At 72.1% G+C, this 26,360-nt stretch carries 23 protein-coding genes; 15 read left to right on the top strand and 8 right to left on the bottom strand.

What is annotated here, in order from left to right:
- Nucleotides 1-25: 25 nt before the first annotated feature.
- Nucleotides 26-3,070, bottom strand: coding sequence for an alpha-mannosidase (locus tag ACOBQB_RS06510; protein WP_423589496.1), 3,045 nt, complete (start codon nucleotides 3,068-3,070; stop codon nucleotides 26-28).
- A 177-nt stretch (nucleotides 3,071-3,247) separates the two neighbouring features.
- On the opposite strand from ACOBQB_RS06510, the gene ACOBQB_RS06505 reads away from it, so the two are divergent.
- On the top strand, nucleotides 3,248-3,742 hold the full coding sequence (locus ACOBQB_RS06505) for an ATP-binding protein (protein WP_423589495.1): 495 nt from the start codon (nucleotides 3,248-3,250) through the stop codon (nucleotides 3,740-3,742).
- A 31-nt stretch (nucleotides 3,743-3,773) separates the two neighbouring features.
- Here ACOBQB_RS06505 and ACOBQB_RS06500 read toward each other — a convergent pair whose 3' ends face one another.
- Together ACOBQB_RS06500 and ACOBQB_RS06495 are read right to left on the bottom strand one after the other, a co-directional pair.
- Nucleotides 3,774-4,835: a DUF2637 domain-containing protein gene (locus tag ACOBQB_RS06500; protein ID WP_423589493.1), complete on the bottom strand. Its 1,062-nt coding sequence runs from the start codon at nucleotides 4,833-4,835 to the stop codon at nucleotides 3,774-3,776.
- Nucleotides 4,836-5,067: 232 nt separating this feature from the next.
- Nucleotides 5,068-5,931 carry a (2Fe-2S)-binding protein gene (locus ACOBQB_RS06495; protein WP_423589491.1) on the bottom strand — a complete coding sequence of 288 codons (864 nt, stop codon included), beginning with the start codon at nucleotides 5,929-5,931 and terminating at the stop codon, nucleotides 5,068-5,070.
- 166 nt (nucleotides 5,932-6,097) lie between these two features.
- Between ACOBQB_RS06495 and ACOBQB_RS06490 the strand changes: the two genes are divergently transcribed.
- Nucleotides 6,098-6,760 (top strand): GntR family transcriptional regulator, encoded by a 663-nt coding sequence (locus ACOBQB_RS06490; RefSeq protein WP_423590448.1) that lies wholly within the window; start codon nucleotides 6,098-6,100, stop codon nucleotides 6,758-6,760.
- A gap of 97 nt (nucleotides 6,761-6,857) precedes the next feature.
- On the opposite strand, the gene ACOBQB_RS06485 is transcribed toward ACOBQB_RS06490, so the two are convergent.
- Nucleotides 6,858-7,478, bottom strand: a complete 621-nt coding sequence (locus ACOBQB_RS06485; RefSeq protein WP_423589489.1) for a TetR/AcrR family transcriptional regulator — start codon at nucleotides 7,476-7,478, stop codon at nucleotides 6,858-6,860.
- A gap of 178 nt (nucleotides 7,479-7,656) precedes the next feature.
- Between ACOBQB_RS06485 and ACOBQB_RS06480 the strand changes: the two genes are divergently transcribed.
- A complete protein-coding gene (locus ACOBQB_RS06480; RefSeq protein WP_423589487.1) occupies nucleotides 7,657-8,640 on the top strand; it encodes an alpha/beta fold hydrolase in 984 nt (327 codons plus the stop codon).
- 52 nt (nucleotides 8,641-8,692) lie between these two features.
- Here the strand turns inward: ACOBQB_RS06480 and ACOBQB_RS06475 are convergent, their stop codons facing one another.
- A complete protein-coding gene (locus ACOBQB_RS06475) occupies nucleotides 8,693-9,454 on the bottom strand; it encodes a hypothetical protein (RefSeq protein ID WP_423589486.1) in 762 nt (253 codons plus the stop codon).
- 191 nt (nucleotides 9,455-9,645) lie between these two features.
- Entirely contained in the window at nucleotides 9,646-11,322 is a 1,677-nt protein-coding gene (locus ACOBQB_RS06470) for a PucR family transcriptional regulator (protein ID WP_423589485.1), read from the bottom strand.
- Between the two features lie 352 nt (nucleotides 11,323-11,674).
- On the opposite strand from ACOBQB_RS06470, the gene ACOBQB_RS06465 reads away from it, so the two are divergent.
- From ACOBQB_RS06465 to ACOBQB_RS06445, 5 genes are all read left to right on the top strand, one after another.
- Nucleotides 11,675-12,568 (top strand): FAD binding domain-containing protein, encoded by an 894-nt coding sequence (locus tag ACOBQB_RS06465; RefSeq protein ID WP_423589484.1) that lies wholly within the window; start codon nucleotides 11,675-11,677, stop codon nucleotides 12,566-12,568.
- Nucleotides 12,568-13,188, top strand: coding sequence for a (2Fe-2S)-binding protein (locus tag ACOBQB_RS06460; protein ID WP_423589483.1), 621 nt, complete (start codon nucleotides 12,568-12,570; stop codon nucleotides 13,186-13,188). Before ACOBQB_RS06465 ends, ACOBQB_RS06460 begins: the two co-directional genes overlap by 1 nt.
- Before the next feature lie 4 nt (nucleotides 13,189-13,192).
- Nucleotides 13,193-15,580 carry a xanthine dehydrogenase family protein molybdopterin-binding subunit gene (locus tag ACOBQB_RS06455; protein WP_423589482.1) on the top strand — a complete coding sequence of 796 codons (2,388 nt, stop codon included), beginning with the start codon at nucleotides 13,193-13,195 and terminating at the stop codon, nucleotides 15,578-15,580.
- A 179-nt stretch (nucleotides 15,581-15,759) separates the two neighbouring features.
- Complete coding sequence (locus ACOBQB_RS06450) at nucleotides 15,760-17,217, top strand: NCS2 family permease (RefSeq protein WP_423589480.1); 1,458 nt, start codon at nucleotides 15,760-15,762, stop codon at nucleotides 17,215-17,217.
- 45 nt (nucleotides 17,218-17,262) lie between these two features.
- Complete coding sequence (locus ACOBQB_RS06445; RefSeq protein ID WP_423589478.1) at nucleotides 17,263-18,414, top strand: XdhC family protein; 1,152 nt, start codon at nucleotides 17,263-17,265, stop codon at nucleotides 18,412-18,414.
- Nucleotides 18,415-18,468: 54 nt separating this feature from the next.
- Here the strand turns inward: ACOBQB_RS06445 and ACOBQB_RS06440 are convergent, their stop codons facing one another.
- Nucleotides 18,469-18,903: an SRPBCC family protein gene (locus tag ACOBQB_RS06440; RefSeq protein WP_423589476.1), complete on the bottom strand. Its 435-nt coding sequence runs from the start codon at nucleotides 18,901-18,903 to the stop codon at nucleotides 18,469-18,471.
- Between the two features lie 41 nt (nucleotides 18,904-18,944).
- Complete coding sequence (locus ACOBQB_RS06435; protein ID WP_423590446.1) at nucleotides 18,945-19,742, bottom strand: polysaccharide deacetylase family protein; 798 nt, start codon at nucleotides 19,740-19,742, stop codon at nucleotides 18,945-18,947.
- Nucleotides 19,743-19,884: 142 nt separating this feature from the next.
- Here ACOBQB_RS06435 and ACOBQB_RS06430 point away from each other — a divergent pair, with 142 nt between their 5' ends.
- The 7 genes from ACOBQB_RS06430 to ACOBQB_RS06400 all read left to right on the top strand — a co-directional run bounded on the left by ACOBQB_RS06430 (nucleotide 19,885) and on the right by ACOBQB_RS06400 (nucleotide 26,304).
- On the top strand, nucleotides 19,885-20,574 hold the full coding sequence (locus ACOBQB_RS06430; RefSeq protein WP_423589474.1) for a UdgX family uracil-DNA binding protein: 690 nt from the start codon (nucleotides 19,885-19,887) through the stop codon (nucleotides 20,572-20,574).
- A gap of 73 nt (nucleotides 20,575-20,647) precedes the next feature.
- A complete protein-coding gene (locus ACOBQB_RS06425) occupies nucleotides 20,648-20,845 on the top strand; it encodes a hypothetical protein (protein WP_423589473.1) in 198 nt (65 codons plus the stop codon).
- A 171-nt stretch (nucleotides 20,846-21,016) separates the two neighbouring features.
- Nucleotides 21,017-21,379 carry a DUF6479 family protein gene (locus ACOBQB_RS06420; RefSeq protein WP_423589471.1) on the top strand — a complete coding sequence of 121 codons (363 nt, stop codon included), beginning with the start codon at nucleotides 21,017-21,019 and terminating at the stop codon, nucleotides 21,377-21,379.
- 306 nt (nucleotides 21,380-21,685) lie between these two features.
- Nucleotides 21,686-22,102, top strand: coding sequence for a CBS domain-containing protein (locus tag ACOBQB_RS06415; RefSeq protein WP_423589469.1), 417 nt, complete (start codon nucleotides 21,686-21,688; stop codon nucleotides 22,100-22,102).
- Nucleotides 22,103-22,335: 233 nt separating this feature from the next.
- Complete coding sequence (locus ACOBQB_RS06410; RefSeq protein WP_423589468.1) at nucleotides 22,336-23,313, top strand: NAD-dependent epimerase/dehydratase family protein; 978 nt, start codon at nucleotides 22,336-22,338, stop codon at nucleotides 23,311-23,313.
- A 169-nt stretch (nucleotides 23,314-23,482) separates the two neighbouring features.
- Nucleotides 23,483-25,183, top strand: coding sequence for a carbamoyltransferase (locus ACOBQB_RS06405; RefSeq protein WP_423589466.1), 1,701 nt, complete (start codon nucleotides 23,483-23,485; stop codon nucleotides 25,181-25,183).
- Entirely contained in the window at nucleotides 25,180-26,304 is a 1,125-nt protein-coding gene (locus ACOBQB_RS06400) for a glycosyltransferase family 2 protein (protein ID WP_423589464.1), read from the top strand. The genes ACOBQB_RS06405 and ACOBQB_RS06400 overlap by 4 nt, the downstream gene beginning before the upstream one ends.
- The last annotated feature ends 56 nt before the right edge of the window (nucleotides 26,305-26,360 follow it).

Raw genomic sequence — 26,360 nt, 5'->3', positions numbered from 1 at the left:
ACACCGGCCCCGGCACCCGCGCCGGTCACGCGGGCCGCAGCCGCAGCGTGACGATCTGGAACGGCCGTAGCGCGAGGGTCAGCCCCGCCTCGCCCGTGTCCGCCTCGTTCAGCGGCCGCTCCAGGAGGTCGGTCACCTGCGCCCGCGCCACCGGGAACGACGTGCCGAGCGTGGCCGCCGCCCGCCCACCGCGCGACTCGTAGAGCCGTACGATCACATCGCCACTGCGGTCGTCGGCGAGCTTCACCGACTCGACGGTGACCGCCGGGTGGTCGACGCTCACCAGCGGCGCGAGGACGGGCGCGGCGGCCACCCGCAGCGGCAGATTGAGCGCGATCCCCTCCGCCACCGCGTCCCCCGTGCCCGCGCCGGGCAGCAGCGCGTACGTGAAGCGGTGCGTGCCCCGGTCGGTCTCCGGGTCCGGGCTGTGCGGGGCCCGCAGCAGCGTCAGGCGCACGGTGGTGCCGAGCGTGCCGCCGTGCTCCACGCGCGTCACGTCGTGCCCGTACGTGGAGTCGTTGAGCAGCGCGATGCCATAACCCTCCTCGGCCACCCGAAGCCAGCGGTGCGCGCAGATCTCGTAACGCGCCGCGTCCCAACCGGTGTTGGCGTGCGTGGGCCGGTGCACGTGGCCGAACTGGATCTCGGCGGCGGCCCGTTCGGCGTGCACGTCCAGCGGGAACGCGGCCTTCAATACCTTCTCCGACTCCCGCCACTCGACGTCCGTGACGACATCGACGCGCCGGCTGCCCGCCGCGAGCCGGATCTCCTGGGTGATCCGCGACGCCCCGAAGGAGCGCACCACCCGCACCGTGACGCGCAGCGGCCCGTCCTCGACCAGCTCGACGGAGTCGGCGTCCGTGAGGTCGGTGTGCCGGTGCCGGTAGTGCCGGTCGAGGTCCCACGCGTCGTACTGCGTGGGATGGTCGGGGTGCAGCTGGAGGAGGTTGCCGGGCGCCGCGAGGACCTCGCGGTCCGCCGCCAGGTCCCGTACGGAGGTCAGCAGCCCGGCGGCGTCGACGGCCACGCTCAGGTGCTCGTTGGTCAGGAGGATCGTGTCGCCGGTCGTGTGCGCGACCGCGCCGGGACCCGGGCCCCGCGCGTCCTCCAGGCTCCGCGTGCCGAGCGCGGGCACGTCGACCCGCACCAGCGCGCCGTCCCCGCTGTCCACGACCTCGTCGCGGGCGTACGGCGAGGCGTTCAGCACGGCGGGCCCGCCCGCGCCGAGGGAGCGTACGGCCGACGCGGTGATCTCCTCCAGTTCGGCGAGGACCCGCGCGTACGTCTCCCGGGCCTCCCGGTGCACCCACGCGATCGACGACCCCGGCAGGATGTCGTGGAACTGGTGCAGCAGGACCGTCTTCCACAGCCGGTCCAGGGCCTCGTACGGATAGAGGTACGCGGCATCGCGCACCGCTGCCGCCGTGCACCACAACTCCGCCTCGCGCAGGGCGTGTTCGCTGCGGCGGTTGCCGCGCTTGGTCGCGGCCTGGGTGGTGTACGTCGCGCGGTGCAGCTCCAGATACAGCTCGCCCGACCAGACCGGGGCCCGCGCGCCGTACTCCTCCTCGGCCGCCGCGAAGAACGCCGACGGCTTCTCGATCTCGACGCGCGGCGAACCCTCCAGGGAGCGCAGCCGCCGTGCCCGCTCCATCATCTCGCGGGTGGGGCCACCCCCGCCGTCACCCCAGCCGAACGGCACCAGGGAGCGGGAGGCGCGGCCCTTGTCGGCGAAGTTCCGCTCCGCGTGGGCCAGTTCGGCGCCGTGGAACTGCGAGTTGTAGGTGTCCACGGGCGGGAAGTGGGTGAAGACCCGGGTGCCGTCGATGCCCTCCCACCAGAAGGTGTGGTGCGGCATCTTGTTGGACTGGTTCCAGCTCAGCTTCTGGGTCAGGAACCACCGGACGCCCGCGAGCTTCGCCAACTGCGGGAAGGCGGCGGTGTATCCGAAGGAGTCGGGCAGCCAGATCTCCTCCGTCTCGACGCCCAGCTCCTCCCGGAAGAACCGCATGCCGTGCGTGATCTGCCGGGCGAGCGCCTCACCGCCCGGCATGTTGGCGTCCGACTCGACCCACATCGAGCCCACCGGCGCCCAAGTGCCGTCCACCACCGCCTCCTTGACGCGCTCCCAGATGAGCGGCTGGTGCTCCTTCACCCACGCGTACTGCTGGGCCTGCGAACAGGCGAAGACCAGCTCCGGATACTCCTTGGCCAGCGCCGTCACATTGGCGAAGGTCCGCGAGGCCTTGCGCACCGTCTCGCGCAGGGGCCACAGCCACGCCGAGTCGATGTGGGCGTGCCCGGCCGCCGACACGCGGTGCGCGCTCGCGTGCGCGGGCTTGGCGAGAACACCGGCGAGCGCCGCGCGCCCCGCGGCCGCCGTGCCCGGCACGTCGTGCAGATCGAGCGCGTCGAGCATGTCCTCAAGCGCCCGGAGGATCTCGTGCCGACGCGGACGGCCGGCATCCAGTTCGGCCATCAGCTCGGACAGGACCTCGATGTCCAGTGTCAACCGCCATACGTCCTCGTCCAGTACGGCGAGATCAGCAGACGCGAATCGGTAGATAGGGCCAGTACCCGCGGTCAGTACGTCGCCCAGGGGCGTCGGCATGAAGTCGTGCAGGACAGCGGGGTTGGCCGCCGCCTCCAGGAGAAAGTGCACCGGCTCACCACCCCGGGCGGGCGAGGCCACCGGAATATGCCGATTGCGGGGGTGGACGCCCTTCAGCGGCACGCCCGACGCGTCGTACACCAGACCCTCCGCCTGGAACCCCGGCCCGTCCCCCGTGAAACCGGGATCGACGACCACCTCCACACGGCGCCCACGCCACTGGTCGGGCACCCGCCCCTGAAGCCGGAACCAACTCGTCGACCAGGGACTTCCCCATTCCGCACCGGTCGCGAAGGGCTCGTACACCGCCTCCAGAGCGGCCGAGACGGCCACAGGTTCGCCCGGCGCATGCCAGACGGAGAGGGTGAGCGGCACCCTGTGCGCGTATTGGGCGGGGCGGATGAACTGGCGCAGCGCCCGCTCCAGGCGGCCTTCCACCAGCAGTCTGTCGTCGTGCACGCGCGCTCCTCGAAACACTCGGTGGCGGGGGTCCACCGCTTCACTTCCCCCCAGGGCTCCGGGCCACCCGCGCCATAGTTTGCTGATCCGACAGGAGTGCCGCCTGTGGGCCGGGGCATGCATTCCGTGAGGTTGTTCGAGCTGAGAGGCAAGGTCATCGCTTTGTGGGCGGGGGTCATGACGAGGCAGTCACGTGGTGGCGGCCCCGGGGGAACCGGGGCCATTTCGACGGATGTACGGGACGCGTTCACCGAGGGAGGCGACGGGGCGCGGACGGGACCGGACCAGGTCCAGCTCCGGCGCAGGCTGGGAAGGGCCGATCTGTCAGCGGTGTCCGAGGTCAGGGGCGCCTTGCGGGAATTCCTCCGGCGCTGGGGGAAACCGGCCGGGGCCGACATAGCCGAGCTGCTCACCAGCGAACTGGTCACCAACGCGCTGGTGCACACCGATCACGACGCGATCGTCACCGCGACCCTGAGCCGGCGCAGCCTGTGCGTCGAGGTGCGGGACTTCGTGGGACGCCGCCCTGAGCCGCGCGTACCGGACGCCGACAGCGGTACGAACGGCCGGGGCCTGGTCCTCGTGCAGTCCCTCGCCGACGCCTGGGGCGTACGCGCCCACGGGGTGGGGAAGGTGGTGTGGTTCGAACTGAACGGCGGCGGCACGGCGTGAAGCGGATCCGCCCCGCCGCCACCGCGCCGTCTCAGCCGAACTGCTGCTCAAGGTCCTTCAGTTTCTGCTCCAGCGAGTCCAGCCGGGGCAGGGTCTGGGTGTCGTCCTCCGCCGTGAGGTCCACGGTGACGGGGGCGGCGGCCTCAGCGTCGGCCTTGACGGCCTGGAGGGAGGGACGGGCGCGTACCGGCGACTGTTCCTGCGCCGCTATGGCAGGGTCCGCGCCGACCTGCGCGGACCCGGCGGCCGGAGCGACGGCCTGCACCTCCACCTGACGGCCGCCGCGGGCGTAGCCCCGGTGGCCGCGGCTGATCGCCTTGAGCCGGGCACGGTCCAGCTTCTCCTGATCGCGCCTGCGCAGCCGCGTGCGCTCCTTCTCGCGCCGGTCCTCCCGGACCTCTTCCACGGCCTCGTCCAGGGTGCGTACGCCTTCGAGGAGCATCAGCGACCAGGCGCCGAACGTCTCGCGGGGGGCGCGCAGCCAGCGCACGATACGGATCTGCGGCAGCGGACGGGGCACCAGGCCCTGCTCGCGCAGCGCCGCCCGGCGGGTCTGCTTCAGCGCGCGGTCGAAGAGCACCGCCGCCGACAGCGACATCCCGGCGAAGAACTGCGGGGCACCGGCGTGGCCGAGACCCCGGGGCGCGTGCACCCAGTTGAACCAGGCCGCGGCTCCGGCGAACGTCCAGACCAGCAGGCGCGAGCCGAGCGCCGCGTCACCGTGGCTGGCCTCGCGCACGGCGAGGACGGAACAGAACATCGCCGCGCCGTCGAGGCCGAACGGCACGAGGTACTCCCAGCCGCCGGAGAGGCTGAGGTTCTGCCGGCCGAAGCCGACGAGGCCGTGGAAGGAGAGAGCGGCGGCCACCGCCGCACAGCAGAACAACAGGACGTAGGACGCGGTGCCGTAGATGGCTTCCTTGCGTCTGCGGCGCTCCTCGCTGCGTTGCCACGAGTCGTCGCCCGTGCCCGCCTTCGCCGCCTTGTCGTGGCCTCGCTTGCCGCGCGCGAGCACCGCCACCGCCACCAGCATGCCCAGGAGCAGGACGCCACCGGGGAGCAGCCAGTCCAGCGATATGTCGGTCAGTCTCATCTGGGGTCCCTTGCATCGCGGTAGGGCGTTTCGGGCGCCATAGTGACCCGAACGGAGCAGCGCTCAAGGGGGTTTCGGGGCAAGAGAACGCCAAGGGGGTGCGAGGGAGCACACATGACCCGGTTTCGCTCGAACTGGCTTCGGAGAAGCGGCCGTTGAGTTCGATTAATGCGAGGGAAAAGACGACGCGTTGGGGTGGTTCACGCGTGGTCGACGGGTGATCGCGGGTGGTTCAGCCGGCCGTGGCGGCGGCGCTCAGCCGCGCGACGCGCTCGGCGTCGCAGGTGCGCGGGCAGGTGGCGCAGGTGTCCTCGGGGCGCAGCGTGTAGAACATGCAGCAGCTCGCCCGGTCCCGGGTCGGCAGCGCCTCGCCGTTCGGGCCCGTCAGCTCCCGGAAACCGGCCGTGCCCACGTACGGCTTCGTGGCGCCGGGCAGCAGCAGCTCCAGCTCCGTCATCGCGCGGCGCTCCTCGCCGAGGAGATGCGCGACGTACCACAGACCCTCGACGATCTCGTCGGTGGCGACGCCCCACAGGCCGCGCGAGCGGCGCCGCATCCTCGGGCCGAAGGCGTCCAGGAGCGGGCCCATGTGTGCGGCGACCGCCGCCCGTACCTCCGCGCGCAGCGCCTCCTCGTCCGGTACGACGCGGGCGCCGGGCAGCGCGGCGGCCGGATCGCCCGGCAGGCAGGCGAAGCCTTCCGTGCGGACGGCCATCCGGCCGAGGGCGCGGTGGAAGGAGACGTTGGCCACGGGGAGACGCGGGACGCGGCGGTGCAGGAACCACGGGACGGTGATCAGCAGCGTGGCGGGCCAGGCGTACCGGTGCAGACCGAAACTCGCGACCACGTCGGGCCGCGCCCGCGTGCCGTAGTCCTTCAGGACCTGCGCGCTGTCCCACGCGAGGAACGCGTCGAGGTCGGCCCCGCCCTCCGCGAGCCGGGCGGCGGCGACCCAGCCGCCACCGTGTGCGGCCTGCTCCTTCGGACCGAGTTCGATGACGCGCAGTCCTGGAAACACCTCGGTGAGGCGGGCATAGGAGTCCGCGACGGCACTGGAGACGCTCTGGGCGGGCGCGGCCAAGGTGGGAACGGACATGCGGGGACCACCGAATCGCGATCGATTGCAGGTTAGCCTTACCTTACCCGACGTGATCGAGGTTTCAACCGCGGTCCTGTCCGCCTATGGTGCCTCTCGTACCTTTCAAGTGCAGACCTCTGGGGCGGGGCTCCAGGTCGCAGCGAGTGGACGCGGGTGGACGCGGGTGGACGTCGTGGAGCAGGCCGGGGCCGGGGCGGGGGCGGGGTTCATACGACGCAACTCCGTACGCGGTCAGATCCTCGACGCCCTGCGGAGCGCGCTGGTGGGCGGCGAGCTCACGCCCGGCGAGGTGTACTCGGCGCCGGTGCTCGGCGAGCGCTTCGGGGTCTCCGCGACGCCGGTGCGCGAGGCGATGCAGCAGCTGGCGTCCGAGGGCGCGGTGGAGGTCGTGCCCAACCGCGGGTTCCGGGTCGTCGAGCGCGGCGCCCGGGAACTGGCGGAGCTGGCGGAGGTGCGGGCGCTGATCGAGGTGCCGGTGATGCTGCGGCTCGCCCGCACGGTGCCCGCGGCGCGCTGGTCCGGGCTGCTGCCGCTCGCCGAGGCGACCGTGGCGGCGGCGGCCGGCGGTGACCTGGCGCGTTACGCCGAGGCCGACCGCGCCTTCCATGGCGCGGTGCTCTCCCTGTCGGGCAACCGGCAGCTGGTCCAGGTCGCGGACGATCTGCACCGGCGGTCGCAGTGGCCGCTGGTCAGCGGCCCTGTCGCGGGGCGGCGGGCGGAGCTGGTGGCGGACGCGGCGGAGCACATGGCGTTGCTGGAGGCGCTGATCGCCCAGGACCTCGCGGTGGTGCCGGGGCTGGTGGGGGAGCATTTCGCGGGGGCGTAGGGGGAGGCGGGGCGGTGCCGTGCGGTCACGTCGGCCCCTCGCAAGCCGCGGGCATGCCGGACCGCGGAAGGCCGAGTCGCGGTGGAGGCGGTGCTCGTCAGCCTGGGGAGCCTGGGGCGAGATCCTCGGATGCCGCCCGGGCGAGGGTGTCCGCCACCGTTGTGCAGGCGAGCCGGGCCACGGACCGCAGCTCGGCATCCGAAGACCCGGCACGGCTCAGGACGGCCAGCGACTGGTTGACGGCGACGACGAACGCGGCGAGTTCGTCGAGCGTTTGAGCGTCGGCCGGGGAGTCCGCCAACGCCGCGCGTACCCGTTGGCGCTGCGCGTCGAGCAGGCGGCGCACGTGGATGTTGTTCTCCTCGCGCAGGGTCGGTGACTGCGCGGCGGACTGGGTGATGAGGCAGCCCACGGGGACCGACGGGTCGGCGATACGGGCCAGGGCCACGTCGAAGAACGCCTCGACCGCGCGCACCGGATCACCGGGGTGCGCGGCGAACGCCTGCTCATGGCGCGTGCCGTAGATCGACGCGTAGCGGTCGAGGCACTGGCGGAACAGGGCGTCCTTGCCGCCGAAGGCGCCGTAGAGGGAGCCGCGACCCAGACCCGTTGCCGAACCGAGGGCATCCAGCGAGGCGTCGGCGTACCCGCGCTGCCAGAACACTCGCATGGCCTGGTCCAGGGCCGCACTGACATCGAATTGCTTCCGGCCGGACACGACGGCGCACCTCCCGTTTCCCTGTCTGCCATGAGCCTACCTCCCTCCTTGGACCGATCTTGGATCGATCGGTCAAAAAATCTTTGACCGATCGATCCAAGATGGCTAGCGTGGCGGCCAGTGCTTCCAGCGCTCAGCTCGAAAGGCCCCTGCCAAAGCCCTGCGACAAAGGATGATCATGAGTCTGTCGTCGACCCGCCTGCCCGCTCCCGACGGCCCCGGTTCCGTCTCGCGCGCGCCGAACCTCCCGCCTGGCTTCACCGAGACCTTCACCAGCCGCTACGTCGACACCGGCGCACTGCGCCTGCACGCCGTCACCGGTGGCGAAGGGCCCGCGCTGCTCCTGCTGGGCGGCTGGCCCCAGACGTGGTACGCCTGGCGCCTTCTGATGCCCGCGCTGGCTCAGGACTTCCACGTCGTCGCGGTCGATCCGCGCGGTGTCGGGCTGTCCGACAAACCCCGCGACGGGTACGACACCGGCACGCTCGCACGCGACATGGTGGCGCTGATGGAGTCGCTGGGGCATCAGCGCTTCGCCATGGTCGGTCACGACATCGGGATGTGGACCGGCTATGCCCTGGCCGCGGATCACCCTGACCGGCTCGACCGGCTGGCCGTCGCCGAGGCCACGATCCCGGGAGTTTCATCCACGCCACCTCTCTTCGGCGGCAAAGAGGCCAACGACCGCCTCTGGCACTTCGCCTTCAACCGCCTCGCCGACGTCAACGAGCAGTTGGTCAGCGGGCGGGAGCATCTCTACTTCGGTCACCAGTTCGCCACGAAATCGGCGAAGGCACTGCCCGACTACGCCGTCCAGCACTACATCGACACCCTCGCCGCCGACCCGGAAGCCCTGCGCTCCAGCTTCGAGTTCTACCGCGCACTCGATACGACCATCGCGCAGAACCAGAAGCGCATGGGTCGACGACTGTCCCTCCCCGTGCTGGCGATCGGGGGAGCGGAGAACCTGGGCGCGTCGGTCGGCGCGACGATGAAGCTCGCCGCCGACGATGTGGAGAGCCTTGTCGTCCCGGGGTGCGGCCACTACCCCGCCGAGGAAGCCCCTGAGGAGATGCTGTCGGCACTGACCGCGTTCCTGGCCCCGTACCGTGACAAGCGGACCGCGTCAGCCGTCCCGACGGCCCGCGGTGCGGAAGCCTGACGACCTGACTTGACTTGACTTGACGCCCGGGGCCGGCGCCCCGGGCGCCAGGTCAGACCGCCGGTGCCGGAGGTGTGAGGTGGTGGGACAGCCAGGCGGGTACTCCACCGAGGAGGCGGAACAACCGCGTGGCCTCGGCGCGCAGCCGCGTGGCCTCCGGCTCCGGCTCCGCGTCCGCCAGCGCGGCCAGCGCCGGCGCCGTCCCCACCAGGTACCCCAACTCCTCCCGGATCCGCAGGGATTCGGCGAAGCCGTGCCGCGCCTCCACCAACTCCCCGTCCCGCAGGGCGAGTCCGGCGAGATGCCGCCAGGTGAACGAGAGCAGCAGGGAATCGTCGCGCGCCGTGGCCCCCGCGTGCGCCCTGCGGTACGCGGCCTTCGCGGCCTGCGGCGCATCCGCGATGTGCTCGGCGACCAGCCCCCGGCGGAAGTCGAGCAGCGGCCGCCCCGCCGCGTTCGGCGCGAGCAGCGCGGCCGCCCTGCCGAGCGCCGTACGCGCCTCGTCGGCCCGGTCACGTACCCCCAACACCGTGGAGGCGTAAGCGAGTTGGCCCCGCTCGCAGGCCGCCGCACCGCGGTCGTCGTCGTCCTCGGCCAGCGCCTCCGCGGTCCGCAGCCCGTCCTCGGCCTCGCCCCAGCCGTCCCCGGTGAACAGGCAGCGCTCGACGAGGAGGCCCGCCCGCTGGAGTGCCGGCGCCGCCCCGGTCCGCGAGGCCAGCAGCGCGGCCGCGTCGGTCCAGCAGCCGCGCGAGCGCAGCCGCCATACCGCGGTCTGGAGTGGATCGTTCCCTGCAATCGTTCCGGTACCAGACATGGCGGTATGCGCCACGTTGCCCTCCCCGAGCACACCAATGGGCTGTTGAGTCCGAGCCGTTGAGCCGTGGGCGAATCTCAGCATGGATGGCGGCGTCCGGCCAAGAGGCCGGGTGAAAGAATTCACAAAGGGCGGGCAGCGGAAGGGGCTTCGGGGCGCCACGGCCTGCCGGGCGCCCCGACCGGATTTCCTCAGCTCATCCGCAGGGCGAGGAAGAAATCGAGCTTGTCCTCAAGGCGCGAGAGGTCACGGCTCGTCAACTGCTCGATACGGCCCACCCGGTAGCGCAGCGTGTTGACGTGGAGGTGCAGCCGCGCCGCGCACCGCGTCCACGACCCGTCGCAGTCGAGGAACGCCTCCAGGGTGGGGATCAGCTCGGCCCGGTGCCGCTGGTCGTACTCCCGCAGCGGGTCCAGGAGCCGTGCCGTGAACGCCCGGCGCACGTCGTCGGGGACGAAGGGGAGCAGTAGCACGTGCGAGGCCAGCTCCTGGTGCCCGGCCGCGCAGACCCGGCCGGGGCGGGCGGCGGCGACCCGGCGGGCGTGCCGCGCCTCCTCCAGGGCGCCGCGGAGTCCTTCCGCCGAGTGCACGGCGGCGCTGACGCCGAGGGTGAGGCGGCCGTCGCCGTCGAGGCCCGCCGAGAGCGGGTCGCGGACCGATGCCAGGAGGGCGTCGGCGAGCAGCCCCGTCTCGGAGCCGTCGTGCTCGGTGGAGACGGCGGGGAGCGGCACCAGCGCGATGGCCTCGTCGCCGGTGTGCGCGACCGCGATCCGGTCGGACGGCTCGGGCCCCGCGGTGACGGGGTCGACGAGGATCTCCTCCAGGAGGGCCTGGGCGACCGGGCCGCCCTCGATGTCACCGCCGTCCCACTCGACGCGGGCCACCACGACCTGCCAGTGCGGGGCCGCGCCGAGCCCGGGCAGCAGCACGGGCGCGGCGACGCGCAGCCGCGCGGCGATCTCCGCCGGGGCCGCGCCGGTCTGCACCAGCTCCAGGACCTCCTGGGCCAGGCGGCGGCGCACCGTGCGGGCGGCGTCCCGCCGGTCCCGCTCCACCGCGATCAGCTGCGTCACGCCCTGGAGCAGGTCGAGCCGCTCCTCGGGCCAGTCGCCCGCGTCGGCCTCGACCGCGAGGACCCAGTCGGAGAGCACCGTCTCGCGCACGTCGCGCGAGGCGCCGCCCGCTCCCCGGCCACTGGCGCGAACGGGGAACAGCGAGTACGTCACGCCCTCCACCGCCACGCGGTGCGGCCCGCGCCGCCCGGTGCGGGCGGCGGCCAGGTGCTCCCCGGCCAGCCGCGCGCAGACGGCGCCCGGCAGCGCCATACCCGCGGCGCCGGACCCGGCGATGGTGCGCCCGGCGGGCGAGAGCACCCAGGCCCGCAGGTCCAGATCGGTGCCGAGCAGGTCGAGGACGACGTCGGGGCCGCCGCCCGCCGGGCCGGAGGTCATCAGGCGGCGGTGCCGGTCGACCACGGCCGCGAGGTCGCCCGCGCGCTCGCCGGAGACCTGGCGTACGACGTGTTCGGTGATCGTCGCGAAGGCCACGGACTCGTTGACCGCGAAGAGCGGCAGCCGGTGGCGGGCGCAGGCCTCGACGATGTCGGCGGGGACATCGCCCAGCTCGGCCTCGCCCGCGGCCAGCGCCGCCACCCCCGCGCTCGCGAGGACGCGGACGAACGGCTCGGTGTCGGAGGCGTCACGGCGCCAGGCGAGGCCGGTCAGGACCAGTTCACCGCCCGCCAGATAGCGGCTCGGGTCCCGCAGGTCCGTGGTCATCACACCGCGCACGGTGCGGTCCAGCTCGTCCTCGCCGCCGAGCAGCCGCAGGCCCAGCGCGTCGGTGTCCAGGAGTGCGCGCAGCCGCATGGTGTCGTCGCCGCCGATCTGTCTCGAATGTGGTGTACAAGCACGTGGGCTCGTCAGGTCCGGGGCCTTGTGCCGCCGGGGGCCCGCGGTTTCCCGGGGGATTCCGCGAGGTTACTGAGGCCCGTTCTTCATACGAATCTACAAGACGCGCGGCTTGGCCAGCCAACTCCTTCATGGTTTCGGTGACTGACCCCACCGGACGAGCGAGCGGTGTACTTGCCCCACTCCGCGTTAACAGCAGATGAACGAGCAGTCGAGGGACGAACGGCCCGAGTGGCCTGAACGGAATCCCTCATACGGAATCTCCGGGTCCCTCGCAGCGAACGACCCTCGACACGAAGAAGAGAGCCTCATGGACTTCCTTCGCCCCGCCAGCTGGGAGGAGGCGCTCGCCGCCAAGGCCGAGCACCCCACGGCTGTGCCGATTGCGGGTGGCACCGACGTGATGGTCGAGATCAACTTCGACCACCGTCGTCCCGAATACCTGCTTGACCTCAACCGCATCGCCGAGCTGCGCGAGTGGGAGACGGGCGAGGAGACGGTCCGGCTCGGCGCGTCCGTCCCGTACACCCAGATCATGGAGGAGCTGCGCACGGAGCTGCCCGGCCTCGCCCTCGCCTCGCACACGGTCGCCTCGCCGCAGATCCGCAACCGCGGCGGCGTCGGCGGCAACCTCGGCACGGCGTCCCCGGCCGGTGACGCCCACCCGGCACTGCTCGCCGCCGACTGCGAGGTCGAGGTGGAGTCGGTGCGCGGCTCGCGCCTGATCCCGATCGACGACTTCTACACCGGCGTGAAGCGCAACGCCCTCGCCGAGGACGAGCTGATCAGGGCCGTCCACATCAAGAAGGCCGACGGGCCGCAGCAGTACTCCAAGGTCGGCACGCGCAACGCCATGGTCATCGCCGTGTGCGCGTTCGGCATCGCGCTGCACCCCGAGACCCGGACCGTGCGCACCGGCATCGGCTCCGCCGCGCCGACCCCGATCCGCGCGAAGGCCGCCGAGGAGTTCTTGAACGCGGCTCTCGAAGAGGGCGGCTTCTGGGACAGCAAGAAGATCATCACCCCCTCGATCGCCAAGCAGTTCGCGGAGCTCGCCTCCGGAGCCGCCAACCCGATCGACGACGTGCGCGGCACGGCGAACTACCGCCGCCACGCCGTCGGGATCATGGCCCGCCGGACGCTGGGCTGGACCTGGGAGTCGTACCGCGGCAACGGCCGCAGCAGCACGGAGGGAGTCGCGTAATGCGTGTCAATTTCACGGTCAACGGCCGTCCGCAGGAAGCCGACGACGTATGGGAGGGCGAGTCCCTCCTGTACGTGCTGCGTGAGCGCATGGGCCTGCCCGGCTCCAAGAACGCCTGCGAGCAGGGCGAGTGCGGTTCCTGCACCGTCCGTCTCGACGGCGTGCCGGTGTGTGCGTGTCTGGTCGCCGCCGGACAGGCCGAGGGACGGGACGTCGTCACCGTCGAGGGCCTCGCCGACTACGCCAAGCAGCGCGAGCAGCACGGCGGTTGCGGCACCGGCGCGTGCGGCACCTCCGGCACCTCCGGTGGTACGTCGCTCCAGGACGCCCAGCAGTGGCAGGCCAAGCCGCAGGACTCGCAGACCGGCGAGGGCGGCGAACTGTCCCCGATCCAGCAGGCGTTCATCGACGCGGGCGCCGTCCAGTGCGGTTTCTGCACCCCCGGCCTGCTCGTCGCGGCCGACGAGATGCTGGAGCGCAACCCGAGCCCGTCCGACGCGGACATCCGCGAGGCGCTCTCGGGCAACCTGTGCCGCTGCACGGGCTACGAGAAGATCATGGACGCGGTACGTCTCGCCGCCGCGCGCCAGTCCGAGACTGTTCCGAGCCAGGGAGCCTGACGCCATGGCCGACACCCGTACGACCGGTATCCCCGCGAAGGTCACCCAGGGCGCCAAGAGCAAGGGCGGCATCGGCGAGTCCACGCTCCGCCCCGACGGCACCCTGAAGGTCACCGGCGAGTTCGCCTACTCCTCGGACATGTGGCACGAGGACATGCTGTGGGGCCAGATCCTGCGCTCCACGGTGGCGCACGCCGAGATCGTGTCCATCGACACCTCCGAGGCCATCGCGACGGCCGGCGTCCACGCCGTCCTGACGCACGAGGACCTGCCCGCCGCGAAGAACTACGGCATGGAGTACCAGGACACCCCTGTCCTGGCCTACGGCAAGGTCCGCCACCACGGTGAGCCGGTCGCCCTCGTGGCCGCCGACCACCCGGAGACCGCGCGCCGCGCCGCCGCCAAGATCAAGATCGAGTACCGGGAGCTGCCCCTCGTCACCGATGAGGCCTCCGCGCTCGCGCCGGACGCGATCCTGGTCCACGAGAACCGCGGCGACCACCACGCCGGCCACGTCACGCACCCGAACATCGTGCACCGCCAGCCGATCATCCGGGGCAACGCCGCCGAGGCCGCCAAGAAGGCCGACGCCATCGTCACCGGCGAGTACACCTTCGGCATGCAGGACCAGGCCTTCCTCGGCCCCGAGTCCGGCCTCGCGGTACCCGCCGAGGACGGCGGCGTCGACCTGTACGTCGCCACCCAGTGGCTGCACTCCGACCTCAAGCAGATCGCGCCCTGCCTCGGCCTGCCCGAGGAGAAGGTGCGGATGACGATGGCCGGCGTCGGCGGCGCGTTCGGCGGCCGCGAGGACATCTCGATGCAGATCCTCGCCTCCGTGCTCGCGCTGCGCACGGGCAAGCCGGTGAAGATGGTCTACAACCGCTACGAGTCCTTCTTCGGCCACGTCCACCGGCACCCGGCGAAGCTCTACTACGAGCACGGCGCCACCAAGGACGGCAAGCTCACGCACATGAAGTGCAAGATCGTCCTGGACGGCGGCGCCTACATGTCGTCCACGCCGTCGGTCGTGGGCAACGCCGCGTCCCTCTCGGTCGGCCCGTACGTCGTCGACGACGTCGAGATCGAGGCGATCGGCCTCTACACCAACAACCCGCCCTGCGGCGCCATGCGCGGCTTCGGCGCGGTCCAGGCGTGCTTCGCCTACGAGGCGCAGATGGACAAGCTGGCCGCGAAGCTGGGCATGGACCCGGTGGAGTTCCGGCAGAAGAACGCCATGGAGCAGGGCACGATCATGCCGACCGGCCAGCCGGTCGACTCGCCCGCGCCGGTCGCCGAACTGCTGCGCCGCGTCAAGGCCCGCCCGATGCCGCCCGAGCGCCAGTGGGAGTCCAGCGAGGGCGCCGACGTCCGCGCGCTGCCCGGCGGTCTGTCCAACACCACGCACGGCGAGGGCGTCGTCCGCGGTGTCGGCTACGCGGTCGGCATCAAGAACGTCGGCTTCTCCGAGGGCTTCGACGACTACTCGACCGCCAAGATCCGCCTTGAGGTCATCAACGGCGAGGCCGTCGCCACGGTCCACACCGCCGCGGCGGAGGTCGGCCAGGGCGGCGTCACCATCCACGCGCAGATAGCCCGTACCGAGCTCGGCGTCCAGCAGGTCACCATTCACCCCGCCGACACCCAGGTGGGCTCGGCCGGTTCGACCTCCGCGGGCCGTCAGACGTACATGACCGGCGGCGCCATCAAGAACTCCTGCTCGATCGTGCGCGAGAAGGTCCTGGAGATCGGCCGGCGCAAGTTCGGCTCGTACCACCCGGCGTGGGCGACCGCCGAACTCCTCCTGGAGGGCGGCAAGGTCGTCACCGACGGCGGCGAGGCCCTCGCCTCCCTGGTGGACGTCCTGGAGGACGAGGCCGTGGAGATCGAGGAGGAGTGGCGCCACCGCCCCACCCAGCCCTTCGACCTCGTCACCGGCCAGGGCAACGGCCACGTCCAGTACGCCTTCGCCGCGCACCGCGCGGTGGTGGAGGTCGACACGGAGCTGGGCCTGGTCAAGGTCATCGAACTGGCATGCGCCCAGGACGTCGGCAAGGCGATCAACCCGCTCTCCGTCATCGGCCAGATCCAGGGTGGCACCACCCAGGGCCTGGGCGTGGCGGTGATGGAGGAGATCATCGTCGACCCGAAGACCGCGAAGGTGAAGAATCCTTCCTTCACGGACTATCTGATCCCGACCCTCCTCGACACGCCGACCATCCCGGTCGACTACCTCGAACTGGCCGACCCGAACGCTCCGTACGGAGTGCGCGGGATCGGCGAGGCCCCGACCCTCTCGTCCACCCCGGCGGTCCTCGCGGCCATCAGGAACGCGACGGGTCTGGAGCTCAACAAGACGCCGGTACGGCCCGAACACCTCACCGGCACGTAACCCCTGGCCGGGGTGGAGGCGGAGCAAGAAGGGGCCGGGGGACTGCCGTCCCCGGACCCCCTCCTTCGAAAACCTCCGATGTCGTTCGTCTCGGGCCGTCCCCCGGGTCGTGCAGCCAACGCACCATCCCAAATCCCGCAGCTCTGCGGGTGCCCCTGTGAACCTTGGGAGTAGGCACCATGACCCAGTCGTCAGTGGAGCCGAAGACCACCGCAGAGGACGCGGGCTCCGGCTCACGCGTCCCGGCCGGCAGGTCTTGGCTCGACCGGTACTTTCACATATCCCGGAGAGGATCCACGGTCGCGCGCGAGGTGCGCGGCGGAATCACCACCTTCATGGCGATGGCGTACATCGTCCTGCTCAACCCCGTCCTCCTGTCCGGCAAGGACGCGGCGGGCAACACCATGAGCCATCAGGCCCTGGTCACCGCGACGGCGCTCGCCGCCGCGGCCACCACGCTCCTGATGGGCTTCGTCGGCAAGGTGCCCCTGGCCCTGGCCGCCGGACTCTCCGTCTCCGGAGTGATCGCGTCCCAGGTCGCGCCCGAGATGACCTGGCCGCAGGCCATGGGCATGTGCGTGATGTACGGCGTCGTGATCATGCTTCTGGTGGTCACCGGGCTCCGCGAGATGATCATGAACGCGATCCCGCTCGCCCTGAAGCACGGCATCACCATGGGCATCGGCCTGTTCATCGCCATGATCGGCCTGGTCAAGGGCGGTTTCGTCCACCCGGGCAAGGCCACCCCGCTCTCGCTCGGCCCGGCCGGCGAACTCTCGGGCTGGCCCGTCCTGCTCTTCGCGGGCACCCTGCTCCTCATCTTCATGCTCCAGGCGCGCAACACCCCCGGCGCGATCCTGATCGGCATCGTCACCGGCACGGTCGTCGCCCTCATCCTCAACGCCCTGGATGTCATCGACCCCAAGCAGTGGGCCAACGGCGCCCCCGAACTGCACGGCAGCGCGGTCTCCTCGCCCGACTTCTCGCTCTTCGGCGCCGTCGAGTTCGGCGGCTGGGAGAAGGTCGGCGCGATGACGGTCGGCATGATCGTCTTCACGCTGGTGCTCGCCGGGTTCTTCGACGCGATGGCCACCATCATCGGCGTCGGTACGGAGGCCAACCTCGCCGACGAGAAGGGCCGCATGCCCGGCCTGTCCAAGGCGCTGTTCATCGACGGCGCCGGCGGCGCCATCGGCGGCGTGGCGGGCGGCTCCGGCCAGACCGTCTTCGTCGAGTCCGCGACCGGCGTCGGCGAAGGCGCCCGCACCGGCCTCGCCTCGGTCGTCACCGGCCTGTTCTTCGCGGCCTGCCTCTTCTTCACGCCGATCACCGCGATCGTGCCGCAGGAGGTCGCCTCCGCCGCGCTCGTCGTCATCGGAGCGATGATGATGATGAACGCCCGGCACGTCGACTGGGCCGACCGGGCCACCGCCATCCCGGTCTTCCTGACCGTCGTCCTCATGCCCTTCACGTACACCATCACCACGGGTGTCGCGGCGGGTGTCATCGCCTGGGTCGCCATCAAGATCGCCCAGGGGAAGGCAAGGGAGATCGGCGCCTTCATGTGGGGTCTGACGCTGATCTTCCTCGTGTACTTCGCCCTCAGCCCCATCGAAGGATGGCTGGGCGTCCACTGAGGCGCCGAGCCCTCCGCACACCCGTAGAGCCTTGAGGAGGCCGAGATGCTGGACATCGCCGACGAGTTGGACCGGTGGATCGGGCAGGGACGTGACTTCGCCGTCGCCACGGTCGTGGCGGTCGGCGGCAGCGCGCCCCGGCAACCCGGCGCCGCCCTCGCGGTCGACGCGTCCGGCACGGCCATCGGCTCGGTCTCCGGCGGCTGTGTGGAGGGCGCCGTCTACGAACTGTGCAGGCAGGCGCTGGAGGACGGCGAAACCGTGCTCGAACGCTTCGGCTACAGCGACGAGGACGCCTTCGCAGTGGGTCTGACCTGCGGCGGAGTCATCGACATCCTCGTCACCCCGGTCCGCGCGGACTCCCCGTCGCGACCGGTGCTCGCAGCAGCCCTCGCCGCCGCCTCCTCGGGGCGCGCGGCGGCGGTCGCCCGCGTCACCTCCGGGCCGGCCGACCTCATGGGCCGCGCCCTCCTCGTACGTCCTTCCGGCGAGTACGAGGGTGGCCTCGGCGGACATCCGGAGCTGGACCGCACGGTCGCGGGCGAGGCCCGCGCCCTGCTCGACGCGGGGCGCACGGCGACCGTGGAGATCGGCGAGGACGGGTCACGGTGCGGAGCGCCACTGACGGTGCTCGTCGAGTCGAGCGTGCCGCCGCCCCGCATGATCGTGTTCGGTGCGATCGACTTCGCGTCGGCGCTCGTACGTATCGGCAAGTTCCTCGGCTACCACGTGACCGTGTGCGACGCGCGGCCCGTCTTCGCGACGGCCGCGCGCTTCCCCGACGCCGACGAGATCGTCGTCGAGTGGCCGCACCGCTACCTGGAGACCACCGGCGTCGACGCCCGCACCGTGCTGTGCGTGCTGACCCACGACGCCAAGTTCGACGTACCGCTGCTGCGCCTCGCGCTGCGGCTGCCCGTCGCCTACGTCGGCGCGATGGGCTCGCGCCGCACCCACGAGGACCGCAACACCCGGCTGCGCGAAGTCGGCGTCACCGAGCTGGAACTGGCCCGGCTGCGGTCGCCCATCGGCCTCGACCTCGGCGCGCGTACGCCCGAGGAGACCGCCCTGTCCATCGCCGCGGAGATCGTCGCCAACCGGCGTGGCGGCAGCGGTGTCTCGCTCACCGGCGCGCACACGCCGATCCACCATGACGGCGCGCACGAGCCGGCGGGGCGGATCGGGTCGGTGGCCTGAGCCGAAGGAGGCCCATCCGGCAGGCCCGGGCGCCGCGGGGGCGGTCGGACGCGCTCACGCCTTCGTGAGGCGGGTGACGACCCGGGCGAACACGGGCCGGGCGACCGCGGCGAGCACGCCGTCGAAGAGCGGCGGCAGCAGCCGTGGCCGCAGGTCCTCGTGCCAGACGATCCGGGAGCCGACGGGACCGGGCCCCACCTCGATCTCCGCCCAGCCCATGACGGCCCCGCCCCGCTTCTCCAGGCGGAACCGGCCCGGCGTTGCGCCCTCGGGGGGCCGCCAGTCGACGACCTCCATCACGTCGTCGAAGCCGACGGGGCCGAGCGCGGTGCGGGCGACGAAGACCGTGCCCACGCGTGTGGGCGGGGGAGTGCGCACCGTGACGCGGGTGAGCGGGACGGCCTCGCCGTGCCGCTCCCATGTGGTGAGACGGCGCCATGCCTCGGCGGGCGGCAGGGACGTTTCCCTGGTGAACCGGAAGAGTGCCACGTCACCGAGGTTAACGAGGTTCCCGCCCCGGAGGCCGGCGACTAGCGGTAGACCTTGCCGGGCTCGGCCTTGCCGGGCGCGAGCAGCTGGGAGACCGTCACGAAGACGTAGCCGCGCTGCTTCAGCTCGGCGATGACGCCGGGCACGGCCGGCACGGTGCCCTTGTAGATGTCGTGGAGCAGGATGATGCCGTCCCGCTTGGTCTGGTCGACGACCCGCTGCTGGATCAGCTTGGAGTCATTGGTCGTGTAGTCCTTCGCGGTGACGGTCCACAGGACCTCCGAGAGCCCGAGCTCCTTGGAGAGCTTGTTGATGTCCTCGTTCGTGCGGCCCTGCGGCGGGCGCATCAGCGTCGGCTTCTTGCCTATGAGCTTCTCTATCGCCTTGTTCGGGCGCTCCAGCTCCTCGCGCGCCTCGGCCAGGTCGATCTTCGTGAGGATCTTGTGCGACCAGGTGTGGCTCGCCACCTCGTGGCCCTTGGCGTCCATCTGCCGCACGAGCTCGGGGTACTTCACGATGTGGTTCTTGCCGAGCGTGAAGAAGGTGGCGGGGACCTTCTCCCTCTTGAGGATCTTGAGCAGCCTGGGTGTGTTCTCACTGGGGCCCGCGTCGAAGGTCAGCGCCACGCACTTGGCCTTGCGGCAGTCCACCGTGCCGAACTTCCCCTGGTCCGCGGCCTTGGCGTCCGCGCCCGCCTTGCGGACGGTGCTGGGCGAGGTGGTGTCGAGCTTGGTGCACCCGGTCAGCGCGAGGACGAGGGCCGCCCCTGCCGCGAGGGCGGAGGCGGTGCGAGGCAACCTTTTCGGCTGGCGCGTCATCTTCAAGGCTGCGAAAGGCATGTTCACGGCAGGCATGTGAGCACTATACACACTGCGTATACAGTCGGTTCATAGTGGCTGGTGGCTGGCGGTGGCAGTGGGTGCTGAGGCTTCCGGATGGCCGGGGAGCGGGCGTGGTGGGACGCTTTGGGTAGGAGGCGCCATGCCGGGCTCGGACCAGGAAGCACCCGACGGGGCGCTGCCGTACGTGCCCGCACGGGGTGGCATCCCGGCGCTGCGCCGTGCCGCCGCCGACTGCCGTGGCTGCCCGTTGTACGAGAACGCCACGCAGACGGTGTTCGGTGCCGGTCCCGCCCGCGCGCGCCTCATGCTGGTCGGGGAACAGCCCGGCGACCAGGAGGACCGCGCGGGGGAGCCCTTCGTGGGCCCGGCCGGACGGCTGCTCCGCTCGGCGCTCGGCGAGGCGGGGCTCGACGAGGAGCAGGCGTACTTCACCAACGCGGTCAAGCATTTCAAGTTCGCCCCCGTCACCGAGGGCCGCAAGCGCCGCATCCATAAGCCGCCGAACCTCCGGGAACTGACCGCCTGCCGCCCCTGGCTCGCGGCCGAGCTGCGGCGCGTGGATCCTGAGCTGGTGGTGGCCCTCGGCGCGACGGCCGGCAAGTCGCTGCTGGGCGGTTCCTTCAAGGTGACCGAGTCACGGGGCGCCCTGCTTGCCCTGGCGTCCGGCGCGGACCTGCCGCTGGCCGCCGAGGACGAGGACGAGGGCGGCGGCGGCCGCCGCCTCCTCGCCACCGTGCACCCTTCGGCGGTACTCCGCTCGAAGGACAGGGACGAGGCGTTCGCGGGGCTCGTGTCCGACCTGCGCGTGGCGTCCCGCTTCCTCGACTGAGGGAGGCCCGGCCGGTGAGAGCCCCCAGAGGAAATCCGTCCCCCGGAGGAAACCCGTAAGGAGAGGAACTGGAATGTCGAATCCCCAGCAACCAGAGCTGCGGCGCAGCCGAAAAGGCGGCGCCACACCACAGGAGAGTGGCTCGGCCAAGGCGTCGCAGCCCCGGACCCCGCAGGGCAAGGGCGGCGAGCCGCACGGGACGGACCGCGGTGCCAAGGGCGGCGGCAAGGGTGGCGGTACGCCGCCGGAACAGAAGCCCGACCACCCGTAAGGCGTCGGTCGGCCGGTCGGCCATGCCGCTTTCCGACCCCTGCCGCTTTCCGGCGGTTTTCTCGGCGTCACCGAAGGAATCCGTGGAGTCGATGGCCCGGGTGAATCATCCGGGTGAATCGGCAGGTCCCATCCCCAGCTATTTTTCGGACAGGGCGGGTAGAACACTCATATGGAATCCATGCAGTGGGAACTTGCTATCTCGCACACCGCCGCCCTCTCGATGTGGGCCGCCGGTGTCGTGGTGGTCGCTGTCCTTCTCGGCGCCTTCTTCTGGGGGCAGCGGGTGCGCTCCCGCGAATCCCGCCCGCCGCGCGTGGAGGAACAGCCGAAACGGCCTTACGAAGGCCCGGTCAGGGAAGAGCGGGAATACCGCGAGCCGGACGAAGTACCCCGGGACGGCGGTCGGCTCCTCCCGCATGAGCTGAAAGAGGGGTACGGCCAGTCGAGTACGCACCGTTGTGCCTCGCAGGACCCCGCGGACCACCGCAAGGGCGACGGCGGCAGCTTCGGCAGCGGCGGCCTCGGGAGCTGAGCCCGCGCCGACCGCGCTGCCTGGGCCGCTGAGCACGGCTTCCGCGCACAGCCTCGCCGAGCCGCGCTGAATCGCGTTGCCCGGTCGGCGCTGAACCGCGCCGTATCGCCGCCCGCGCCCGCCGCGCGTCAGCCCCGCGTCCGCCCTGCGCCCGCCCGGCTCCGCATTTGGCGGAATTTCTTTTATCTCCTGCCGGAACCGCGCCGAAGAATAGGCGCACGGCGGCCCTGCCCCAATGAGAAGCCGCCGCGCACGCACCCCCCCCACAAGAGGCCCCTTTCGGGCCGCTCACAGCAATGGAGTGACATGACTACGGCGAGAGACATCATGACCGGCGGCGCCGAGTGCATCGGCGCCGATGAGAGCGTGCTGCTGGCCGCCCGGAAGATGGCCGAACTCGGCGTCGGCGCGCTGCCGATCTGCGGTACGGACAACAAGCTCAAAGGCATGCTCACCGACCGCGACATCGTCGTGAAAGTCCTCGGCAAGGGCAAGGACCCCGAATCGACCACCGCGGGCGAACTCGCCCAGGGCGAGGCCGTCACCATCGGTGCGGACGACGACACCGCGGAGATCCTGCGCACCATGACCACCCACAAGGTCCGCAGGCTGCCCGTCATCGACGGCCACGACCTCGTCGGCGTCGTCGCCCAGGCGGACGTCGCCCGCCACCTCCCCGACCCTCAGGTCGGCGACCTCCTCGAAGCGCTCTCCACCGACTGACCCCCCAGCTCCCCCACGCGCCCGCGGGACCTGGCCAAAGTGCCGGGTCCCGCCGCTGTGCGCCCCGCCCCCGCCGGGCCCTCACTCCGGGTGAGTCACCCGTATGCCGTACACCGCCGGGCCGTCACCGCTCAGGTGACAGAGGCTGTTGCGGGACTGGACGGTGCTTCGGCGCCGTCGGAGCGGCCGGTGGCCGGCGCCGCACGCCGTCACCGCGTACGGAGGAGAGCTGCATGACCGCACCTGTGTCGCGTACCTGGGAACACGCCGTCGTCACCGGCGGCGCGGGCTTCGTCGGCTCGCACCTGTGCACCGCCCTGCTCGCCAACGGCACCGCGGTGACCTGCGTCGACGACTTCAGCACCGGACGGGCGGAGAACGTCGCACCGCTGCTCGACCGCCCCGGTTTCACCGTCATACAGGCGAACGTGGCCGAAGGGATCGACGTCGACCGGCCGCCCGACCTCGTCCTGCACTTCGCGTCCCCCGCCTCCCCGGCCGACTATCTGCGGATGCCCCTGCACACCCTGGAGACGGGCAGCCTCGGTACCCGCAACGCCCTTCGGCTCGCCCACCGCTCCGGCGCCCGCTTCGTGCTCGCCTCGACCTCCGAGGTCTACGGCGACCCGCAGCAGAACCCGCAGGACGAGCGGTACTGGGGCCATGTGAACCCCGTGGGCCCGCGCAGCGTGTACGACGAGGCGAAACGATTCGGCGAGGCGCTCACCACGGCCCACGCCGACGCCGAGGGCACCGACACCGCCATCGTGCGGCTGTTCAACACCTACGGGCCGCGCATGCGGGGCCACGACGGCCGCGCCGTGCCGACCTTCGTCCGCCAGGCCCTGGCCGGCGAGCCCCTGACCGTCACCGGTGACGGACAGCAGACCCGTTCGCTCTGCTACGTCGACGACACCGTGGGCGGCATCCTCGCGGCGGCCGCCCACGGCATGCGCGGCCCCGTCAATATCGGCAACCCCGCCGAGATCACGATGCTCGAACTGGCGCGCCTGATCATCGGCCTCACCGGCTCCGGCTCCGGCTCCGCCGGCTCGGAGATCCGCTTCATCGACCGGCCGACGGACGACCCGGCCGTCCGCTGCCCGGACATCACGCTGGCGCGCGACAAGCTCGGCTGGGAACCGCGCGTGGACGCCGTGACAGGCCTGCGCCGCACGATCGACTGGTTCCGCGCCACGGCGGATCACTGACCCGGACCGGCGACCGCCCCCTGCCGGGCACCGTCCCGCGCAGATCCCGGCCTTCCGCACCCGGCCTTCCGCACCCGGCCTCCTGCCGGGCGCCGGCCGGCCCGCGCAGACCCCGGCCTCCCGCACCCGGCCCCGTGCCCCCTCCCGCCAACAGAACCCCGGACCCCTCATGCGCATCCTCGGAATCAACGCACTCTTCCACGACCCCGCCGCCGCCCTCGTGATCGACGGCCGCACCGTCGCCGCCGCGGAGGAGGAACGATTCTCCCGACGCAAGCACGGGAAACGCCCCGTGCCGTTCTCGGCCTGGGAACTGCCCGAGCAGGCCGCCGCCTGGTGCCTGCGCAGGGCCAACCTGCGGCCCGAGGACCTCGACGCCGTCACCTACTCCTACGACCCCGAACTCGCCCGCCCGGCCGGCGACATGGGGCTCGACGACCCCTGGGACCACCTGCGGCAGACGTACGCACGCGAGGCCCCCGGCTTCCTCAAGGCCGCGCTGCCCGGCCTCGATCCCGGCATCGTGCGCTTCGTACCGCACCACATGGCGCACGCCGCCTCCAGCGCCTTCGCCGCACCCGACGCCGGGGACTCCTCCGTCCTGGTCCTGGACGGTCGGGGCGAACGCGCCTCGCACCTCGCCGCGCGACGGGTCCGCGACCAGCTCGAACCGCTGTACGCGCAGGACCTGCCGCACTCCCTGGGCCTGGTCTACGAGGAGCTGACCGCGCACCTCGGATTCCTCCGCTCCTCCGACGAGTTCAAGGTGATGGCCCTGGCCTCCCACGGCACCCCGCGCATGCTGGCCGAGCTGCGCCGGCACGTGTACCCGACGGGCGACGGAGGCTTCCACGCCACCGCCGTGCCCTGGCACGAGCTGTGCCCGCCGCGCGGCGCCGACGAGCCGTGGACGCAGGCCCACGCGGACGTGGCCGCCAGCGCCCAGGGGGTACTGGAGGAGACCCTCCTCGACCTTGCGCGCTGGCTGCACGGCAAGACACACCACCGCGTGCTCACGCTCGCCGGCGGTGTCGCCCTGAACTGCGTCGCCAACTCCCGCATAGCCCGCGAGGGCCCCTTCTCCCAGGTGTGGGTGCAGCCCGCCGCGGGCGACGCGGGCACCGCCCTCGGCGGCGCGCTGCTGCTCGCGGCCGGACACGGCGACGACCCGGAGCCCATGACCGGCGCCGACCTCGGCCGCGACTGGTCGGAGGCGGAACTCGGCGCCTGGCTGAAGACGGCCGCCGTGGCGTTCGAACGGCCGCCGGACATCGCCGCGACCGTCGCGCGGGCGCTGGCCGACAACCGCATCGTCGCGTGGTTCCAGGGCCGCTCCGAGTACGGCCCGCGGGCCCTCGGCCACCGTTCGCTGCTCGCCCACCCCGGTCACGCGGGCAACCTCGAACGGCTCAACGACGTCAAGGGCCGCGAGCAGTTCCGGCCCGTCGCCCCGATGGTGCTCGCCGACCGCGCCCCCGAGATCTTCGACGGGCCGATGCCGAGCCCGTACATGCTCTTCGTGCACGACGTGGCCGAGGCCTGGCGGGAGCGGATCCCGGCCGTCGTCCACGTCGACGGGACGGCCCGCATCCAGACCGTGGACGCGGCGCGCGAGCCGCTCGTCGCCCGCATGCTCGGCGAGTTCGAGAAGCTCACCGGTCTGCCGGTCGTCGTCAACACCAGCCTGAACACGGCGGGCCGCCCCATGGTCGACGACCCGCGCGACGCACTGGAGTGCTTCGGCTCCTCGCCCGTCGACCTGCTGGCCATCGGCCCGTACGCGATACGGCGCCAGGACCTCTTCCGGGCGGCCGAACCCCAGGGCCCCGAACTCGAACCCCAGGCGTCCGGGGGAGGGGGACCGCGATGACCGGGCACGCCATGGACCCGCACGACACCGGCGCCGCCGAGGGTGCGTACGCCGTGGTCGTACCGACGCTCGGCAGGCCGAGCCTGGCCGCGACCCTGCGCGCGCTGGCCGACGCCGAGGGGCCGAAGCCGGAGCGCGTGATCCTCGTCGACGACCGCCCGGGAACGGACGGCACGACCACGACGCCCCTGCCGGTCGAGATCCCGGCCGCCCTGCGCCCCCTCACCACCGTCGTGAGGGGGCAGGCCCGCGGCCCCGCCGCCGCGCGCAACACGGGCTGGCGCGCGGCCGGCCGGGTGCCGTGGATCGTCTTCCTCGACGACGACGTGGTGCCCGGACCCACCTGGTGCGACGACCTCGCCCTCGACCTCGCCGCGGCGGCGGCCGACGAGGGCACGGAGGGCACGGTGGGCGCCGTCACCGCCCGCATCGACGTCCCGCTCCCCGCCGACCGCAGGCCCACCGACTGGGAACGCAACACCGCCGGGCTCGCCACCGCGCGGTGGATCACCGCCGACATGGCCTACCGCCGCGAGGCCCTGGAGAGCGTCGGAGGCTTCGACGAGCGGTTCCGGCGCGCCTTCCGGGAGGACGCCGACCTCGCGCTGCGGGCGCTCGCCGCCGGCTGGCCGGTGACCGCGGGCACCCGCGCCACGGCCCATCCGGTACGCCCGGCCGACCGCTGGGTCTCCGTACGCCTCCAGAGGGGCAACGCCGACGACGTGCTCATGACCCGCCTGCACGGCCGCGACTGGTGGACCAGGGCCGCCGCGCCCCGCGGCCGCCTGCCCCGCCACCTCGCCGTCACCGCGGCGGCCGTTTCCACCCTGGCCTGCGCCGCCCTGCGCAAACCCGCGGCGACCACCGTCTGCGCCGCGGCCTGGCTGACCGGCACCGCCGAATTCGCCCTGGCCAGAATCCTGCCGGGCCCACGGGACCGCGAGGAGGTGCTCACCATGGCCATGACCAGTGTCCTCATCCCGCCCGCCGCCGTCTGGCACTGGCTGCGCGGCCAGGTCGCCCACCGCGGGGCGACGCCGCTCGACCCGTACGCGGACACACTCGGCCACGCGCCCGCCATGCCACCGCGCCCGGCCGGCGAGGAACGGATACGACGATGAACGGCCGCCCCGGGACGACCCCATACCCGACGGCATGCGCTCCGGACCAGGGCCGA

Source organism: Streptomyces sp. G5(2025) (genome assembly GCF_049542075.1).
Taxonomy (GTDB): Bacteria; Actinomycetota; Actinomycetes; order Streptomycetales; family Streptomycetaceae; genus Streptomyces.
The sequence above is the reverse complement of the archived record's forward strand: the minus strand, read 5'-3'. Positions and strand labels throughout refer to the sequence as shown.